Annotated in this window: 15 protein-coding genes; 1 reads left to right on the top strand and 14 read right to left on the bottom strand. The window is 70.7% G+C overall.

Annotated elements, in window-relative coordinates:
• Positions 1-477 precede the first annotated feature (477 nt).
• The 13 genes from M3677_RS00005 to otsA form a co-directional block, all read right to left on the bottom strand.
• Positions 478-1248 carry a fumarylacetoacetate hydrolase family protein gene (locus tag M3677_RS00005; protein ID WP_066654901.1) on the bottom strand — a complete coding sequence of 257 codons (771 nt, stop codon included), beginning with the start codon at positions 1246-1248 and terminating at the stop codon, positions 478-480.
• Between the two features lie 24 nt (positions 1249-1272).
• The gene (locus M3677_RS00010) at positions 1273-2397 is read right to left on the bottom strand and encodes a branched-chain amino acid aminotransferase (RefSeq protein WP_251159486.1); all 1125 of its coding nucleotides are present in this window, start codon (positions 2395-2397) and stop codon (positions 1273-1275) included.
• 14 nt (positions 2398-2411) lie between these two features.
• Positions 2412-3479, bottom strand: coding sequence for a 3-isopropylmalate dehydrogenase (locus tag M3677_RS00015; RefSeq protein ID WP_251155580.1), 1068 nt, complete (start codon positions 3477-3479; stop codon positions 2412-2414).
• Positions 3480-3490: 11 nt separating this feature from the next.
• A complete protein-coding gene (gene serA / locus M3677_RS00020) occupies positions 3491-5080 on the bottom strand; it encodes a phosphoglycerate dehydrogenase (protein WP_251155579.1) in 1590 nt (529 codons plus the stop codon).
• A 163-nt stretch (positions 5081-5243) separates the two neighbouring features.
• Positions 5244-5624, bottom strand: coding sequence for a hypothetical protein (locus M3677_RS00025; protein ID WP_066654913.1), 381 nt, complete (start codon positions 5622-5624; stop codon positions 5244-5246).
• Positions 5621-6061: a hypothetical protein gene (locus M3677_RS00030; protein WP_066654915.1), complete on the bottom strand. Its 441-nt coding sequence runs from the start codon at positions 6059-6061 to the stop codon at positions 5621-5623. Before M3677_RS00030 ends, M3677_RS00025 begins: the two co-directional genes overlap by 4 nt.
• Positions 6062-6111: 50 nt before the next feature.
• Positions 6112-7302: a mannitol-1-phosphate 5-dehydrogenase gene (locus M3677_RS00035; protein ID WP_066654917.1), complete on the bottom strand. Its 1191-nt coding sequence runs from the start codon at positions 7300-7302 to the stop codon at positions 6112-6114.
• A gap of 240 nt (positions 7303-7542) precedes the next feature.
• The gene (gene ilvC, locus M3677_RS00040; protein WP_111226977.1) at positions 7543-8568 is read right to left on the bottom strand and encodes a ketol-acid reductoisomerase; all 1026 of its coding nucleotides are present in this window, start codon (positions 8566-8568) and stop codon (positions 7543-7545) included.
• A 96-nt stretch (positions 8569-8664) separates the two neighbouring features.
• Complete coding sequence (gene ilvN / locus M3677_RS00045) at positions 8665-9165, bottom strand: acetolactate synthase small subunit (protein ID WP_066654921.1); 501 nt, start codon at positions 9163-9165, stop codon at positions 8665-8667.
• Positions 9162-10982 carry an acetolactate synthase large subunit gene (locus tag M3677_RS00050; protein WP_251159487.1) on the bottom strand — a complete coding sequence of 607 codons (1821 nt, stop codon included), beginning with the start codon at positions 10980-10982 and terminating at the stop codon, positions 9162-9164. The genes ilvN and M3677_RS00050 overlap by 4 nt, the downstream gene beginning before the upstream one ends.
• A 45-nt stretch (positions 10983-11027) precedes the next feature.
• Positions 11028-12722: a dihydroxy-acid dehydratase gene (ilvD, locus tag M3677_RS00055; RefSeq protein ID WP_066654925.1), complete on the bottom strand. Its 1695-nt coding sequence runs from the start codon at positions 12720-12722 to the stop codon at positions 11028-11030.
• A gap of 72 nt (positions 12723-12794) precedes the next feature.
• Complete coding sequence (gene otsB / locus M3677_RS00060; protein ID WP_066654927.1) at positions 12795-13577, bottom strand: trehalose-phosphatase; 783 nt, start codon at positions 13575-13577, stop codon at positions 12795-12797.
• Complete coding sequence (gene otsA / locus M3677_RS00065; protein WP_066654929.1) at positions 13570-15156, bottom strand: alpha,alpha-trehalose-phosphate synthase (UDP-forming); 1587 nt, start codon at positions 15154-15156, stop codon at positions 13570-13572. Before otsA ends, otsB begins: the two co-directional genes overlap by 8 nt.
• Before the next feature lie 107 nt (positions 15157-15263).
• Here otsA and M3677_RS00070 point away from each other — a divergent pair, with 107 nt between their 5' ends.
• Positions 15264-16238 carry a magnesium transporter CorA family protein gene (locus tag M3677_RS00070; protein ID WP_066654931.1) on the top strand — a complete coding sequence of 325 codons (975 nt, stop codon included), beginning with the start codon at positions 15264-15266 and terminating at the stop codon, positions 16236-16238.
• A 9-nt stretch (positions 16239-16247) separates the two neighbouring features.
• Here the strand turns inward: M3677_RS00070 and M3677_RS00075 are convergent, their stop codons facing one another.
• Positions 16248-17399, bottom strand: a complete 1152-nt coding sequence (locus M3677_RS00075; protein WP_251159488.1) for an SLC13 family permease — start codon at positions 17397-17399, stop codon at positions 16248-16250.

Below are 17399 nucleotides of genomic sequence, written 5' to 3' on the forward strand. Positions count from 1 at the left end.
CTCTCCGTAAAAAATTACAGATCCGACACCCGAAAGCGCCGAACCGAGTTGATTCTGACTGTTGACTGTCTACTGACAATCTTCAATCCAAAAGGAATTGTCTCCGACGACCACAACCAAAGCTGCAATCGCACGGGGTCAAAATAATTGGCATTGACAATGTGCACGCTGTTGAGTTCTCAAGGACCAGACGCACCCCCCACTCAGCACCACCACAGTGGTACCTCATCAGAGGGGCTGGAAGTTCGTTGCCGGGGAAGAACCGTGGCGGACAAGATCCCCAGGTGAACCCGGTGACCGTCTCGGCCGTTCCGTTCTCCGCCTCAGCGGCAACGAGTGATTACTCTACGCACGGCCCGACCACACCACCAACACCACCCACATCCCGGGCGTGTCGCACCGTCGGCACCTCGTGGCCCCGGTACGGCGAACGGCCCGCTCCCCTGTGGGAACGGGCCGTTCGGGTGTCGCGAGCGCTCAGTGGCGAGCGATGACCGGGTTCTTCAGCGAACCGATCCCCTCGATGAGGACCTCCACCACCTCGCCGTCGCGGATGGCCCCGACCCCGGCCGGGGTACCGGTGAGTATGACGTCGCCGGGCAGGAGGGTCCAGATCGACGACACGAACTCGACCAGGGACGGGATGTCGTGCACCATCTCGCTGGTCGACGCCGCCTGGCGCAGCTCGCCGTCCACGCGGGTCTCGAGTCGGATGTCCGACGGGTCGATCTCGGTCTCGATGACCGGACCGAGCGGACAGAAGGTGTCGAAGCCCTTGGCTCGCGTCCACTGTCCGTCACGGGCCTGCAGGTCGCGCGCAGTCACGTCGTTCGCGATCGTGTACCCGAGCACGACGCTCGCGAAGTCCTCGCGCCGGACGTTCTTGGCGAGCGAGCCGATCACGATGGCGAGCTCGCCCTCGTGGTCGACACGGCCGACCTCGGCCGGCAGACGGATGGGGTCGTCCGGACCGATGACCGCGGTGTTCGGCTTGAGGAAGACCACGGGGTCGTCGCCCGAACGCTCGTCCATCTCCGACGCGTGCTCGGCGTAGTTCAGGCCGACGCCGATCACCTTCGACCGAGGGATCACCGGTGCGAGGAGCTTGGCGTCGGCGAGCGGCACCCGCTCCCCCGTCGTCTCGAACCCCTGGTACATCGGGTCCCCCGCAAGGACGACCAGGTCACGCTCGTCGAGGATGCCGTACCGCGGGTCTTCACCCGTGCTGCTGAACCGTGCGATCTTCACTGTTCGACCCTACCGATCCGCGGCTCAGGCCGGGTCCGCCAGGCGCGTCATCCACCCGTGGGGGTCGGGACGACGGCCGTACTGGATGTCGGTCAGCTCCTGGCGGAGCGACATCGTCAGCTCGCCGGCACCGACGGTGGGCGACCCGATCGTGAAGCCCTCGCCGCGGAGCTCCGCGATCGGCGTGACCACCGCGGCCGTCCCGCAGGCGAACGCCTCGGTGATCGAGCCGTCGGCCACCCCGTCCCGCCACTCGTCGAGCGTCACCCGACGACGCTCCACCCGGAGCCCGCGGTCCTCGGCGAGCTGCAGGATCGAGTCGCGGGTGATGCCCTCGAGGATCGACTCCGAGTCCGGCGTGACGAGCGTGCCGTCCGACCGCACGAGCACGACGTTCATGCCGCCGAGCTCCTCGAGGTACCTGCCCTCCTCCGAGTCGAGGAACATCACCTGCTGGCAGCCCTGCTCGTAGGCCTCCTGCTGCGGGAGCAGGGACGCGGCGTAGTTCCCGCCGGTCTTCGCAGCCCCGGTCCCGCCACGTGCGGCACGGGCGTACTTCGTCGACAGCCAGATGCTCACGGGCTTCGGTCCGGACGTGAAGTACGCCCCGGCCGGGCTGGCGATGCAGTGGTACGCGACCTCCTGCGCGGCACGGACCCCGAGGAAGGACTCGGTCGCGATCATGAACGGACGCAGGTACAGGCTGGTCTCCGGCGCCGACGGCACCCAGTCCACGTCGGCGCGGACGAGCTGCCGGACCGACTCGACGAAGACCTCGAGCGGCAGCTCCGGGAGCGCGAGCCGACGGGCCGAGCGCTGGAAGCGGCGCGCGTTCGCGTCCGGCCGGAAGGACCACACCGACCCGTCCGCGTGGCGATAGGCCTTCATGCCCTCGAAGATCTCCTGCGCGTAGTGGAACACGCTGGCGCTGGGGTCGAGGGTCAGCGGTCCGTACGGGTGGATCGATGCGCTGTGCCAGCCGGCTTCGAGCGACCACGCGACGGTGGCCATGTGGTCGGTGAAGTACTTGCCGAAGCCCGGGTCGGCGAGGATCTCCTCGCGCTCGGCCGCGGCCCGACGCTCGGGCGACGGCGTGTTCGCGAACTCGAGGGCGAAGTCGCCGTCGGTCTCGGTGTCGGTGCTGCTCATCGGGGTGACTCCTGTCAGGCGGTGGTGGTGCGTGCTGCGACCGCGGCGGCGATGGCGTCGCCGACCTCGGCCGTGCTGCGCGGCGTGGTGCCCCGGCTCGCGAGGTCGGCCTCGACCGCCTGTGTCACGGCCGCCGCCAGGTCTGCACGACCGAGGTGGTCGAGCAGCAGGGCGACGGACAGGACGGCGGCGGTCGGGTCGGCGACCTGCTGGCCTGCGATGTCCGGCGCGGAACCGTGGACCGGCTCGAACATGCTGGGGAAGGTGCCGTCCGGGTTGATGTTCCCCGAGGCCGCCAGACCGATGCCGCCGCTGATCGCGCCGGCCAGGTCGGTGATGATGTCCCCGAACAGGTTGTCGGTGACGATGACGTCGAACCGCCCGGGCTCGCGGACCATGTGGATCGTCACCGCGTCGACGTGCTGGTAGTCGACGGTCACGTCCGGGTGCTCCTCGGCGACCGCCGCGACCGTCCGCTGCCAGAGGGAACCCGCGTGCACGAGCACGTTGCTCTTGTGCACGAGGGTCAGGTGCTTCCGCGGGCGGCGGGAGGCGAGGTCGAAGGCGTACCGGACGACGCGCTCGACACCGTGTGCCGTGTTGAGGGACACCTCGGTGGCGATCTCGTGCGGCGTGCCGACGCGGATCGCGCCGCCGTTGCCGACGTACGGGCCCTCGGTGCCCTCGCGCACGACGACGAAGTCGACCGCACCCGGGTCGGCGAGCGGGCTCGCGACCGAGGAGTACACCGTCGTGGGGCGGAGGTTGACGTAGTGGTCGAACGCGAAGCGCAGCTTCAGCAGGAGTCCACGCTCGATGATCCCGCCCGCGAGTCGCGGGTCGCGCGGGTCACCGCCGACGGCGCCGAGCAGGATCGCGTCGTGCTCGGCGATGGCGGACATGTCGTCCTCGGTGAGGATGTCGCCCGTCTCGAGGTACCGGGCGGCACCGAGCGAGAAGGCGGTCTCCTGCACGTCGAGGTCGTCCGGCACCACCGCGTGCAGGACCTTCAGCGCTTCGTCCACCACCTCGGGCCCGATGCCGTCGCCGCGGACGACCGCCAGCTTGAGCGTCTGTGCCATGTCCCGGACCCCTACAGCGTGATGTCGATCTCGCGGAGCGAGGTCGCGTCGATGGTGGAGCGCACGTGCTCGAGGATCTCCGCGGGCACCGGCGAGTCGACCGTCAGGACGCTCAGCGCCTGCCCGCCGGCGGCCTCGCGCGAGATCTGCATCGCGGCGATGTTGATGCCGGCGTCGCCGAACTCCTTGCCGTAGACCGCGACGATGCCGGGGCGGTCGGTGTAGACCATCACGACGTGGTGCGCGTCGAGGGCGACCTCGACGTCGTGGCCGTTGATCTCCACGAGCTTCTCGACCTGCTTGGCACCGGTCAGCGTGCCGGACACGCTGATCGCGGGCCCGTCGGACTGGGCACCGCGGATGGTGAGGACGTTGCGGTACTCCGGGCTGTCGGCGTCGGTGATGAGCCGGACGCTCACGCCGCGCTGCTCCGCGATGAGCGGGGCGTTGACGTACGAGACCTGGTCGCTGACGACGTCGGTGAAGACGCCCTTGAGGGCTGCGAGCTTCAGCACGCTGACGTCGTACTGCGCGAGCTCGCCGTGCACCTCGACGTCGATGCTCGTCACCGGCGAGGTGGCCAGGCCGGTGAAGACCTGACCGAGCTTCTCCATGAGCGGGATCCCCGGGCGGACGTACGGGTCGATGACGCCGCCGGCGACGTTGACCGCGTCCGGCACGAGTTCGCCGCCGAGCGCGAGGCGCACGGACTTCGCGACGGAGACGCCGGCCTTCTCCTGGGCCTCGTCCGTCGAGGCGCCGAGGTGCGGCGTGACGACGACGTTCGGCAGCGCGAGCAGCGGCGAGTCCTTCGGCGGCTCGGACACGAAGACGTCGAGGCCGGCGCCGGCGATCTCCCCGGACGTGAGCGCCCGGTGCAGGGCGTCCTCGTCGATCAGGCCGCCGCGGGCGACGTTCACGACGAACGCGGTCGGCTTCATGAGCGCGAACTGCTCGTCCGAGATCATGCCCACCGTCTCCGGCGTCTTCGGCATGTGGATCGTGGTGAAGTCCGCACGACGGAGGAGGTCCTCGAGCGACACCAGCTCGACCCCGAGCTGCTGGGCCCTGGCCGTCGTGACGTAGGGGTCGTACGCGATGACCGAGACGCCGAACGCCTGCAGGCGCTGCGTGATGAGCGCGCCGATGCGGCCGAGGCCGATGATGCCGACGGTCTTCTCGTAGAGCTCGACGCCCGTGTACGACGAACGCTTCCACGCGCCGGCGGCGAGCGACGCGTGGGCCGCGGGGATGTGGCGCGCGAGCGACAGGATGTGGCCGACCGTGAGCTCGGCGGCCGAGATGATGTTCGACGTCGGCGCGTTGACGACCATCACGCCGGCGGTGGTCGCCGCCTTGATGTCGACGTTGTCCAGGCCGACGCCCGCGCGGGCGACCACCTTGAGCTGCGGCGCCGCGGCGATGGCCTCGGCGTCGATCTTCGTGGCGGACCGCACCAGCACGGCGTGCGCGTCGGCGAGGGAGGACAGGAGCGCGGCACGGTCGGTACCGTCCACGTTCCGGATCTCGAAGTCGGGCCCGAGGGCGTCGACGGTGGCGGGCGAGAGTTCTTCGGCGATCAGGACGACCGGCTTCGGCACAGCTGCAGTTCCTCACACGAGACGGGCGGTATCCCACCATCGTATCGACGCGGGGACCCGGTTACGACCGCACCGTCGGTCCCCGACGGAACCACGCGCCGGTCCGGAGGCGCGGAGCCAGCGGGCACCGTGCCTCCCGTCCGTGGGACGGTCGCGACGTGCGTCAGAAGTCGAGCAGGCGCGGCACGAACAGCTGGAGGTCGAGCCAGAGCGCGCCCGCCGCCGCGAACGCGACGACGAAGACACCGACCGTCACCGACAGCCGAGCCCGGCGCGTCGTCCAGAGGGCGACCACGAACGCGACGGGCGCGATCGCGATGTCGAGGACGAGCCAGCCCCAGGGGGTGCTGCGCTGCAGCGACGAACCACCGGAGGTCGTCTCGAGGAACGTGTTGAACGCGCGAACCGACTGCGAGACGGTGACGAGGTTCCCGACACTCTGGACGGTCATGTAGGCGAACAGCGCGCCGAAGACCACCCAGACGACGATGCGGCCGACGAGCGGGGACGAGGTCCGGCGGGCTGCCGGTGTCGTGGCGGTCACCCGAAGCTCCTGGTCATGAGGAACGGCCAGGGGAAGAGCACGGCGGCTCCGAGCAGCATCCACAGCAGCCGCGTGCGGGTCCGACGACCACGACCGGCCCAGAGCACCACGGTGAACCACAGCGCGGGCGCGACGATCGACAGGAAGCGGAGGACCTCGACGAAGACGGTCAGCAGCGTGTCGACGTTCGCGACGTACGCGGTCGAGGCGGTGAGCAGCCACGCCACCGTGTAGAGCAGGTAGAGCCCGCCGAAGACCCCGAAGCCGACCAGGGCGCCGGAGGTCTCCGGGCGCTCCGGGTCGCGTCCGCCGTGGCCCTTCACCGTGACCGGGTTGTGGGCCGCGTCGACGTGGGTCGCGTCGTCCGCGTCGCCCCAGCTGAGGGCGTCGTCGTCGTGGTCGACCGAGCCGTCGGGCGGGGATGCTGCCGTGGTCATGGGGACGATTCTACGAGGGACCCGCGACGGCGGACACCACGAGGGACCGCTCAGACGTCGGCGGGCTGGGTCGCGAGGACCCCGGCGACGACGTCGCGCACCGCGGGGAACAGCGGGTGGCTCTCCACGAGCCCGGTCAGGATCTCGGTGAGTGCGTGCGCCGTCGCGCCGGAGCGGAGCAGGGCGTGCAGCTCGATCGACTCGGGGTCGTTCTCGTCGTCGAACGCCAGGGCGACCCGGACCGCTCCGAGCAGGTGCTCGACCGGGAGCCCGCGTTCGGCCAGCTGCGACGCCGGGCCGATGAAGCGCTCACGTCGTCCGAGCTTCCGCAGCGGGTTGCGCCCCACACGCGCCGTGGTGTCCGGCAGGAGCGGGTTCGCGATGCGGGTGAGGTTCGCAGCGACGTAGCGGGCGTGCTCGGCCGGGTCGAACCCGTGCTTGGCGACCAGCAGCGCGGTCGTCTCGGCGAGGACCCCGTCGACCTCGGCGCGGACCTCGCGGTCCTCGAGGGCCTCGCGGATGAGTCGGATCCCGCGGACGAAGCCGTGGTACGCCGCGGTCGCGTGGGCGGTGTTCACCGTGTAGAGCTTCCGCTCGACGAACGGCTGCAGGTCGTCGACCCAGGTGACGCCGTCGATCTGCGGCGGCTCGGCGTCGGACGGAGCGAAGGGGGTGCGCTCGATGACCCACTCGTAGAACGGCTCGAGCACGACGTCGAGACCACCGGACTGTCCGAGCACCCCGGACTGGTCCGGGACGATGCGGTCGATCGCGCAGTTCGCGAAGACCGCCGCGACGTGACGGTCCTCGAGGATCGGGGCGCGTCGGATGCTGGCGTGCAGCGAGTCCGTCGCGTTGAAGGCGTTCTCGCAGGCCACGACCGTGACGTCGCCGCGCTCGGGCGCCCGTGCCGCGAGGCCCTCGGCGATGACGGGGGCGACGAGCGGCAGCGTGCGTGCACCGACGGCGGTCGTGACGACGTCGGCCTCGGCGATCGCCTGGACGACGCGCTCACGGTCGGTCTTGCTGCTGAGTGCACGGAAGCCGTACACGAGGTGTTCGACGGGCTGCTCGCCGACCTCGTGGACCACGAAGCGGCCGGCGTCGTTGAGCGCGGAGACCACGCGGTCGTCCACGTCGACGAAGGTGAGCTCGTAACCGCTCGCGACCAGGAACTGACCCACGAACCCGCGCCCGATCTTGCCGGCGCCGATGTGGACCGCTCGCTTCGTCACCGCCATCCGATGATCCTCCCACGTCGGAGGACCCGGTCGTGACCACTCCTCGCGACGCCGCGGAGCGGCATCGGCAGCACTGCAGGACGGGTCACGGAAGCGGAGCGCCCGGGTACGGGGACGCCACGGGGGCGCCAGGTGCTGGCGCTGGAGCTGGAGGGGTACAGGTGCATGTCGTTCGGGTCACGTCGCGAGGCGGCGGTGCGAACGCACCGCCGCCTCGGGAGTCGGGTGGTCGACCGCAGACTACCGCGCGGCCGAGCCGTCCACGTAGTCGGCGTCGTTCGACTTCCACGCGAACAGCGCGCGGAGCTCGCGGCCGGTGGCCTCGATCGGGTGGCCCTCGCCCTTCGCGCGGAGCTCCTTGAACTCCGGCGCGCCGGCGTCCTGGTCCTCGATGAAGCGCTTGGCGAAGGTGCCGTCCTGGATGTCGGAGAGCACGGCCTTCATGTTCTCCTTGACCTCGGGCGAGATCACGCGGGGGCCGGAGACGTAGTCACCGAACTCGGCGGTGTCGGAGATCGACCAGCGCTGCTTGGTGAGGCCGCCCTCCCAGATGAGGTCGACGATGAGCTTGAGCTCGTGCAGGACCTCGAAGTAGGCGATCTGCGGCTGGTAGCCCGCCTCGACCAGGGTCTCGAAGCCGTACTGGATGAGCTGCGACGTGCCACCGCAGAGGACGGCCTGCTCACCGAACAGGTCGGTCTCGGTCTCCTCGGTGAAGGTCGTCTTGATGCCGCCGGAACGCAGGCCGCCGATGGCCTTGGCGTACGACCAGGCGAGGTCCCAGGCGCTGCCGGAGGCGTCGACCTCGACCGCGACGATCACGGGCACGCCGCGGCCGGCCTCGTACTCGCGACGGACGGTGTGCCCCGGGCCCTTCGGCGCGACGAGCGCGACGTCGACGCCCTCGGGGGCCTCGATGTAGCCGTAGCGGATGTTGAAGCCGTGGCCGAAGACGAGCGTCGCGCCGTCCTTCAGGTTCGGCTCGATGTCCTCGGCGTAGACGATGCGCTGCACCTGGTCCGGCGCGAGGATCACGACGACGTCGGCGTTCTTCGTCGCCTCGGCCGGGGTGAGGACCTCGAAGCCCGCCTCGGTCGCCTTGTCGCGGCTCTTCGAGCCCTCCTTGAGGCCGATGACGACCTCGACGCCGGAGTCACGGAGGTTGAGCGCGTGGGCGTGGCCCTGCGAGCCGTAGCCGATGACGGCGACCTTCTTGCCCTGGATGAGCGTCAGGTCGGCGTCGGCGTCGTACACGATGTCAGTCACGAGGGTGTGTCTCCTTGGTTCTGGTGGCTTGTGGTGTGCGGACGGGAGGCGCGTGGCGGGACCGCCCCGCGCCTCCCGCCCGGAAGCGGGGTGTGCTCAGCGCACGCGGTCGGTGATGCTCTTCGGCCCACGGCCCATGCCGAGCAGACCGGCGCGGGCGAGTTCCTTGACGCCGTAGGGCTCGAGGACGCGGAGGATCGCCTGGATCTTGCCCGGGTCGCCGGTCACCTCGACGATGAGCGAGTCGGTCGCCACGTCGACGACCTGCGCGCGGAAGAGGTTCACGGCCTCGAGCACGGCCGAGCGGGTCTGGTTGTCGACGCGGACCTTCACGAGCATGTGCTCGCGCTGCACCGACTGCGAGAAGTCGAGCTCGACGATCTTGATGACGTTGACGAGCTTGTTGAGCTGCTTCGTCACCTGCTCCAGCGGCAGGTCCTCGACGTCGACGACGACCGTGATCCGGGACAGGCCCTCGACCTCGGTGCCGCCCACGGCGAGCGACTCGATGTTGAAGCCGCGCCGGGCGAACAGCCCCGCGACGCGCGTCAGCAGACCCGGCTTGTCCTCGACGAGGAGGGAGAGGACGTGGCTCATGCGGTTTCTCCCGTCATGTCGGCGTCCTCGTCGTCCCAGGTCGGGGCGAGGGCCTGGGCGTACTCGATGGACGAGTTGCTGACCCCCTGCGGGACCATGGGCCAGACCATCGAGTCGCGGCTGACCACGAAGTCGATCACCACGGGGCGGTCGTTCGTCTCGAGGGCGAGCTGGATGGCGGCGTCGACCTCGTCCGCCTTCTCGACGCGGATGCCGAGGGCACCGTAGGCGTCGGCGAGCTTCACGAAGTCCGGGACGCGGCGCGTGCCGTGACCGGTCTGCAGGTCGGTGAAGGAGTGTCGCCCGTCGTAGAACAGCGTCTGCCACTGCCGCACCATGCCGAGCGAGGAGTTGTTGATGACCGCGACCTTGATCGGGATGTCGTTGATGACGCAGGTCGCGAGCTCCTGGTTCGTCATCTGGAAGCACCCGTCGCCGTCGATCGCCCAGACCACGCGGTCCGGCTGGGCGACCTTCGCGCCCATCGCCGCGGGGACCGAGTAGCCCATGGTGCCGGCGCCACCCGAGTTCAGCCAGGCGTTCGGCCGCTCGTACCGGATGAACTGCGCGGACCACATCTGGTGCTGCCCGACCCCGGAGGCGAACACGCCCTCGGGGCCGGTGAGCTCACCGATGCGCTTGATGATCGCCTGCGGCGCGAGCAGCCCGTCGGTCGGCTCCGCGTACCCGAGCGGGAAGTCCTGCCGGAGCTGGTCGAGCTTCGCCCACCAGGCGCTCGTGTCCGCCCGGTCGGCGGAGACGTCGTCCCACGCGTCGAGGAGGTCGACGAGGACCTCGCGGGCGTCCCCGACGATCGGCACGTCGGCGAAGCGGATCTTCGAGATCTCCGCGGGGTCGATGTCGACGTGCACGACCTTGGCGTGCGGCGCGAACTCGTCCGCCTTGCCCGTCACACGGTCGTCGAAGCGCGCACCGAGGGCGACGATGAGGTCGCTCTCCTGCAGACCGAGCACCGCGGGCACCGTGCCGTGCATGCCCGGCATGCCGAGGTGCTGCTGGTGCGAGTCCGGGAAGGCGCCACGGGCCATGAGGGTCGTGACGACCGGCGCACCGGTGGCCTCGGCGAAGCGCAGGAGCTCGGCCGACGCACCGGAGCGGACGACGCCGCCGCCGACGTACAGCACCGGACGCTCGGCCTCGGCCAGCAGCTGGGCCGCGGCCGTGATCTGCTTGCCGTGCGCCTTCGTGACCGGACGGTAGCCGGGCAGGTCGATCCTCGGCGGCCAGACGTACGGCGCCGACTTCTGCTGGGCGTCCTTCGTGATGTCGACGAGCACCGGGCCCGGACGACCCGTCGTGGCGATCTGGTGGGCCGCCGCCAGCGTCGCCGGCACGTCGGCCGGGTCGGTCACGAGGAACGAGTGCTTCGTGATCGGCATCGTGATGCCGACGATGTCGGCCTCCTGGAAGGCGTCGGTGCCCATCAGGGTCGAGAACACCTGCCCGGTGATCGCGATGAACGGCACCGAGTCCATGTAGGCGTCGGCGATCGCCGTGACGAGGTTCGTCGCACCGGGACCGGACGTCGCGATGGCGACACCGACCTTGCCGGACGAGGAGGCGTACCCCTCGGCGGCGTGGCCGGCACCCTGCTCGTGGCGCACGAGGACGTGGCGGATGGTCGTCGACGCCATGAGCTCGTCGTAGAACGGGATGATCGCGCCGCCGGGCAGGCCGAAGACGTCGGTGATCCCGAGGTGCTCGAGCGTCCGCAGGACGGCTCCCGAGCCGGTCAGGATCTCGGGCGACCGCCGCGTACCGGCGGCCGCGGACAGCGGAGTGGCTTCCGTGGGCATGAGGTGGTCCTTGCCTGGAGGGATGGCGGTTCGAACGTGTCGACGCTAGCCCGTGACCGCGCCCTTGGCGGCGGACTGGACGAGCTTCGCGAACTTCGCGAGGACTCCGCGGGTGTAGCGCGGGGGCAGCGGGGCCCAGCCTTCTCGGCGGGCCTCCAGCTCGGCGTCGTCGACCAGTAGGTCGAGCGAGCGAGCCGCGATGTCGACACGGATGCGGTCGCCATCGCGCACGAATGCCACTGGACCTGCGTCCACGGCTTCCGGTGCGATGTGGCCGATGCACAGGCCGGTTGTGCCGCCTGAGAATCGTCCGTCCGTCAACAGTAGTACATCCTTGCCCAGGCCCGCGCCCTTGATGGCAGCGGTGATGGCGAGCATCTCGCGCATGCCGGGGCCGCCCTTCGGGCCCTCGTAGCGGATGACCACCACGTCGCCCTTCTGGATCCGTCCCTCGGTCAGGGCGTCCATGGCGGCGCGCTCGCGGTCGAACACCCGCGCCGGGCCCTCGAACACGGCGGCGTCGAAGCCGGCGGTCTTCACGACGGCACCCTCGGGCGCGAACGAGCCCTTGAGGATCGTCAGGCCACCGGTGGTGTGGATCGGGTTGTCGAGCTTCCGGAAGACCTCGCCGTCGAGCTCCGGCGGGTCGATCTCGGCCAGGTTCTCGGCGAGGGTCTTGCCGGTGACGGTCATGACGTCGCCGTGCAGCAGACCGGCCTCGAGCAGCGCCTTCATGATCACCGGGATGCCGCCGTTGCGGTCGACGTCGACCATGACGTACTTGCCGAACGGCTTCATGTCCGCCAGGTGCGGCACCTTCGAGCCGATGCGGTTGAAGTCGTCGAGGCTCAGCTCGACCTCGGCCTCGTGCGCGATCGCGAGCAGGTGCAGCACGACGTTGGTCGAGCCTCCCAGCGCCATCGCGACGGCGATGGCGTTCTCGAACGCCTCCTTCGTCAGGATCTGGCGGGCGGTGAGCCCGAGGCGCAGCATGTTGACGACCGCCTCGCCGGAGCGGTGGGCGTAGTAGTCACGGCGACGGTCGGCGCTCGGCGGGGCCGCGGACCCGGGCAGCGACATGCCGAGGGCCTCGGCCACGCTCGCCATCGTGTTCGCGGTGTACATCCCGCCGCAGGCGCCCTCGCCCGGGACGATCGCGCACTCGATCTCCTTGAGCTCGGCCTCGGTCATGGTGCCGGCCTTGCACGCACCGACGCCCTCGAAGGAGTCGATGATCGTGACCTCCTTGAAGGAGCCGTCGGCCTGCTTCACGTAGCCCGGCATGACCGAACCCGCGTAGAGGAAGACGCTCGCGAGGTCCAGGCGCGCGGCGGCCATGAGCATGCCGGGGAGCGACTTGTCGCAGCCGGCGAGCAGCACGGTGCCGTCGAGGCGCTCGGCGTTGACGACCGTCTCGACGCTGTCGGCGATGACCTCGCGGGAGACGAGCGAGAAGTGCATGCCCTCGTGGCCCATCGAGATGCCGTCGGAGACGGAGATGGTGCCGAACTGCAGCGGGTACCCGCCGCCGGAGTGCACGCCCTCCTTCGCGCCCTGGGCGAGGCGGTCGAGCGAGAGGTTGCAGGGGGTGATCTCGTTCCAGGACGAGGCGATCCCGATCTGCGGCTTGTCCCAGTCGGCGTCGCCCATGCCGACGGCGCGGAGCATGCCACGCGAGGTGGTCGCTTCGATCCCGTCGGTGACGACCCGGCTGCGCGGCTTCACGTCGATGTCAGGCATGGAGGCAGTCTAGGACCAGTTGGGATACCACCCGGACACCGTTGCGCGGACGGGAGGCGCGGGGCCGGGTCGTCAGCGCGTCGCGCGCAGGCGTCCGAGCTGCTTCAGGACGTCGGTGAGCGCCGCGGGGTCGGCCACGCGGTGGGCGGCGAGCGTGTCGCCCTCCCCCACCTTCACGCCGACGTCGCCGTCGCGGAGCACCCGGAAGGCGTCCTCGTCGGTGACGTCGTCGCCGGCGAAGAACACCGCGTCGGCGCCGCGGAGCCCGCGCAGTCGATCGATCGCGTCGCCCTTCGTGACGTGCCGGACGGCGAACTCGACGATGTCCTTGCCGCCGCGCTCCAGCACGTCCGGGTCTGCTGCGTGCGCCGCCTCGTGCGCCGCCGCGTTCGCCGCGGCCGCGTCCTCGACGCTCGCCCGCCGGGTGTGCACGCCGTGGCCTGCCGGCTTGTGCTCGATCACGACGTCGGGGAACCGTGCACCGACCTCGTCGAGGGCAGCGCCGACCCGTTCGACCCGCGCGAGCTCGTCGTCGCTCAGCGCGGCCTCGTCGTGGCCGTCCACGCGCCACTCGACGCCGTGCGACCCGACGAGCGCCATGCCGTCGGGTGCGTGCGACACCCGGGCGAGCCCCTCGAGCGGACGCCCGGAGACGAGCACGACCTCGGTGTCGCGGGCGCGCTGCAGGGTGAGCACCGCGGCCCAGGAGCCGGGGAGCGCCCCGACCCGTGCGGGGTCGTCGGCGAAGGGTGCGAGCGTGCCGTCGAAGTCGAGGGCGACGAGCAGTCGCGGCGCAGCCGCGAGCGTCTCGAGGGCCGCCGCCAGGACGGCCGGGTCGGTGGAGACCTCAGGCACCGCGTGCCTCCCGGGTGTCCTCGGCGGCACGCGCCTTCTGCGCGTCCTGGTCGAAGATCGACATCCCGTCGTCCTCCGCCTCGCGGTGCCGCTCGCCGCCGTCGTCGGACGGGTCGATCCGCGACCCGCGCGGGGCGTGCCGGTCGAGCGCCTCGAGGAACGAGCGGGACCACCGGGCCACGTCGTTGTCGCGGACGCGCTTGCGGAGCGCGCGCATGCGCGTGGAGCGCTCGCGGCGGGGCATCTCGATGGCGCGCTGGATCGAGTCCTTCAGCGCGCCGATGTCGTGCGGGTTGACGATGACGGCCTGCTTGAGCTCGTCGGCGGCACCCGCGAACTCGGACAGGATGAGCACGCCGTCGTTGTCGAACCGGGCGGCCACGTACTCCTTCGCGACCAGGTTCATGCCGTCGCGCAGGGCCGTGACGAGCATGATGTCGGCCGCCAGGTAGAGCGCCACCATCTCCTCGCGCGGGTACCCGTGGTGCAGGTACGCGATGGGCTGGTGACCGATGACCCCGAGGTCGCCGTTGATGCGGCCGACGGTGAGCTCGATCTCGTCGCGCAGCGTCGCGTAGGTGTCGACCCGCTCGCGGCTCGGGCTCGCGACCTGCACGAGGGTGGCGTCCTCGACCGCGATCCGGCCGTCCTCGACGAGCTCGCCGAACGCCTTGATCCGGTGCCGGATGCCCTTCGTGTAGTCGAGCCGGTCGACGCCGAGCAGCACGGTCTTCGGGTTGCCGAGGCTCTCGCGGATCTCCCGCGCGCGCTCCTGCACCTCGGGCCGGTGGGCGATCTCCTCGAAGCTCTCGGCATCGATGGAGATCGGGAAGTGCCGTGCCTCGACGTGCCGCACGGTGATGCCCTTGCGGCTCCGCGGGGCCGCCGGGTCGTCCACGGGGACGTCGATGGTCGACCCCTTGGTGGTGTAGCCCTTGATGTGCCGGACCGCGCGGAGGAAGTCGCTCGCGTCGTCCTGGCGCTGGAAGCCGATCACGTCGGCACCGAGCAGCCCGTCGAGGATCTGCGCGCGCCAGGGCAGCTGCGCGTAGATGCCGACCGGCGGGAACGGGATGTGGTTGAAGAAGCCGATCGTCAGGTCGGGGCGGCGCTCCCGCAGCAGCGCCGGCAGGAGCTGCAGCTGGTAGTCCTGCACCCACACGATGCCGTCCTGCTCGACGATCTCGGCGATCTGGTCGGCGAAGCGCTCGTTGACGCGTCGGTACGCGATCCACCAGTCGCGGTGGTAGCTCGGGTGCTCGATGACGTCGTGGTAGAGCGGCCACAGCGTGTCGTTGCTGAACCCCTCGTAGTACTCCTCGACGTCGGCGGCGCTGAGCGGCACCGGCACGATGTGGATGCCCTCGTTGTCGAACGGTGCGACCTCGACGTCCGGCTGGCCGACCCACCCGACCCAGGCGCCGTCGTTGGCGCGCATGACCGGTTCGAGCGCCGTCACCAGCCCGCCGGGCGAGTGCCGCCACCCCTCGTTGCCGTCCTCGTCGACGACGCGGTCCACCGGGAGGCGGTTCGAGGCGACGACGAAGGCGTAGCGGTCCGGGTCGGTGTCTGCTGCCATGGGGTGCTGGTGTCTCCGTTCCCTCCGGCCGGTGCGCCGGGATCGAGGCCGACGGTACCAGCGGAGGGGCGGCCGGCTCTCGGTGCGCCGTCACTAGGCTCGTCGCCATGGTCATGACACGGGCGTGGCGGGACGGCACCGCGGTGGAGCGGGACTTCCCCGTCGAACGGGTGTCGGACCTGCTGGAGCGCGACGACGGCACCTTCGTGTGGGTGGACCACGTCGACCCGGACCCCGGTGACCTGGACCAGCTCGAGGACGAGCTCGGGGTGCACGCGCTCGCGGTCGAGGACGCCCTCGAGCACGGGCAGCGGCCGAAGCTCGACCGCTACCGGGACAGCCTGTTCCTGGTCGTCTACGACGTCGACGGCCTCGACGCCGAGGGCGAGCTCGTCACGCACGAGGTGAAGGCCTTCGTCACGCACCGGGCGCTCGTGACCATCCACGGCCCCGACGTCGACCTCGGCGCCGTCGAACGGCGGCTGGAGGCGAACGCCGACCTGGCCGACCGCGGGGTGCCCTGGCTCGTCTGGGGACTCCTCGACGCCGTCGTCGACCACGCCACGAAGGCCGTCGAGGACATCGAGGCACGCATCGACGACCTCGAGGACGACCTGTTCGAGCACGGGGACCCGCGCGAGCAGCAGGTCCAGCGCCGGTCCTTCCGGCTGCGGAAGGCGCTCGGCGTGCTCCGGCGGCAGGTCGTGCCCACGCGCGACAGCGTCGGGTCCCTGCTGCACGGCGACGCCGAGACGATCGCCGACGGCATCCGCCCGTACCTCCGTGACGTCGAGGACCACCTCGTGACGATCGCGGACTCGGTCGAGCAGCTCCGCGACGCGGTGTCGAGCGTCCTCGACACGAACCTGAACCTGGCGTCGAACCGGCAGAACACCGTGATGAAGAAGGTGACGAGCTGGGCGGCGATCATCGCGATCCCGACCGCCATCACCGGGTTCTTCGGGCAGAACGTGACGTTCCCCGGGGAGGGGCACTGGAGCGGGTTGGCCGCATCGGTGTCGCTGATCGTCGCGACGTCGCTCGTGCTCTACCGCGTGTTCAAGAGCAAGGACTGGCTGTAGCCGGCCGCCTCAGAGCTGCAGCGCGAGCACACCGGCGACGACGGTGAGCGGCGCGACCACGCACCCCAGCGCCATGTAGCGTCCCCACGACAGGTGCACGCCCTCGGCCGACAGCCGTGCGTGCCACAGCAGCGTCGCGAGCGAGGCCCACGGCGTGATGAGGCACCCCGCGTTCACGCCGACCAGGAGCGCCGCGTAGCGCAGCGCCTCGTGTCCGGCGGCCGGCTCGAGCACCAGGTACGCGGGCAGGTTGTCGATCGCGTTCGCCGCGACCCCGCCGGCACCGCCGAGCAGCAGGAGCGACCCGGTGTCGGTGCCACCGGACAGCGCCTGCACGATCGGGTCGGTGAGCCCCGTGGCGTGCAGGGTCTCGACGACGACGAACAGCCCGGCCGCGAAGACGAGCGTCGCCCAGGGGACGCGGGACGGCCGGAGCTCGGACGGTGCGCGGAACGCGGCGACGACGACGAGCAGCGCCGCCGCGACGAGCGCCGCGACCCAGACCGTCACGCCGGCGGTCAGCGCGACCACGAGCAGGACGAGCACCGCCGAGGCCGCCCAGAAGAACAGCGGGTCGCGCGGCCGTCGCACGTCGACCGGCGTGTACCGGCCGAAGAGCTTCCCGCGGAACACCACGAGGAGCACCGCGCACGGCACGACGACCCCGGCGAGCGCCGCCCACACCATGAGGCCGGCGAACGGGATCGGGCCGTCGAGGCCGATCCCGTCGACGGCGAGCAGGTTCGTCAGGTTCGACACCGGCAGCAGGAGCGACGCCGTGTTGGCGAGCCACACGGTCGTGAGCGCGAAGGGCATCGGCGGCAGCCCGACGCGACGCGCGAGCGTGATGACGATCGGGGTGAGGAGCACCGCCGTGGTGTCGATGCTCAGGAAGACCGTGCAGACCACCGCGAGCACGACGACGGCCGCCCAGAGGCCGATCGTGCGCCCGCCGCCGACCCGGGCCGCCAGGTCGGCGAGCCGGTCGAAGACACCGGCGTCGGCCGCGAGCTCCGACACGATCGTCAGCCCGAGCACGAACGCGAGCACCGGGACGACCCGGTCGGCCAGCGCGCCGAGGTCCGAGAGGGGCAGCAGCCCGAGCGCGACGCAGACGGCGCCCACGACGAGCAGCACTCCCCCGATGACGGCCTGGCGCAC

This window comes from Curtobacterium sp. P97 (genome assembly GCF_023712445.1).
In the GTDB taxonomy this organism is placed as follows: Bacteria; Actinomycetota; Actinomycetes; order Actinomycetales; family Microbacteriaceae; genus Curtobacterium.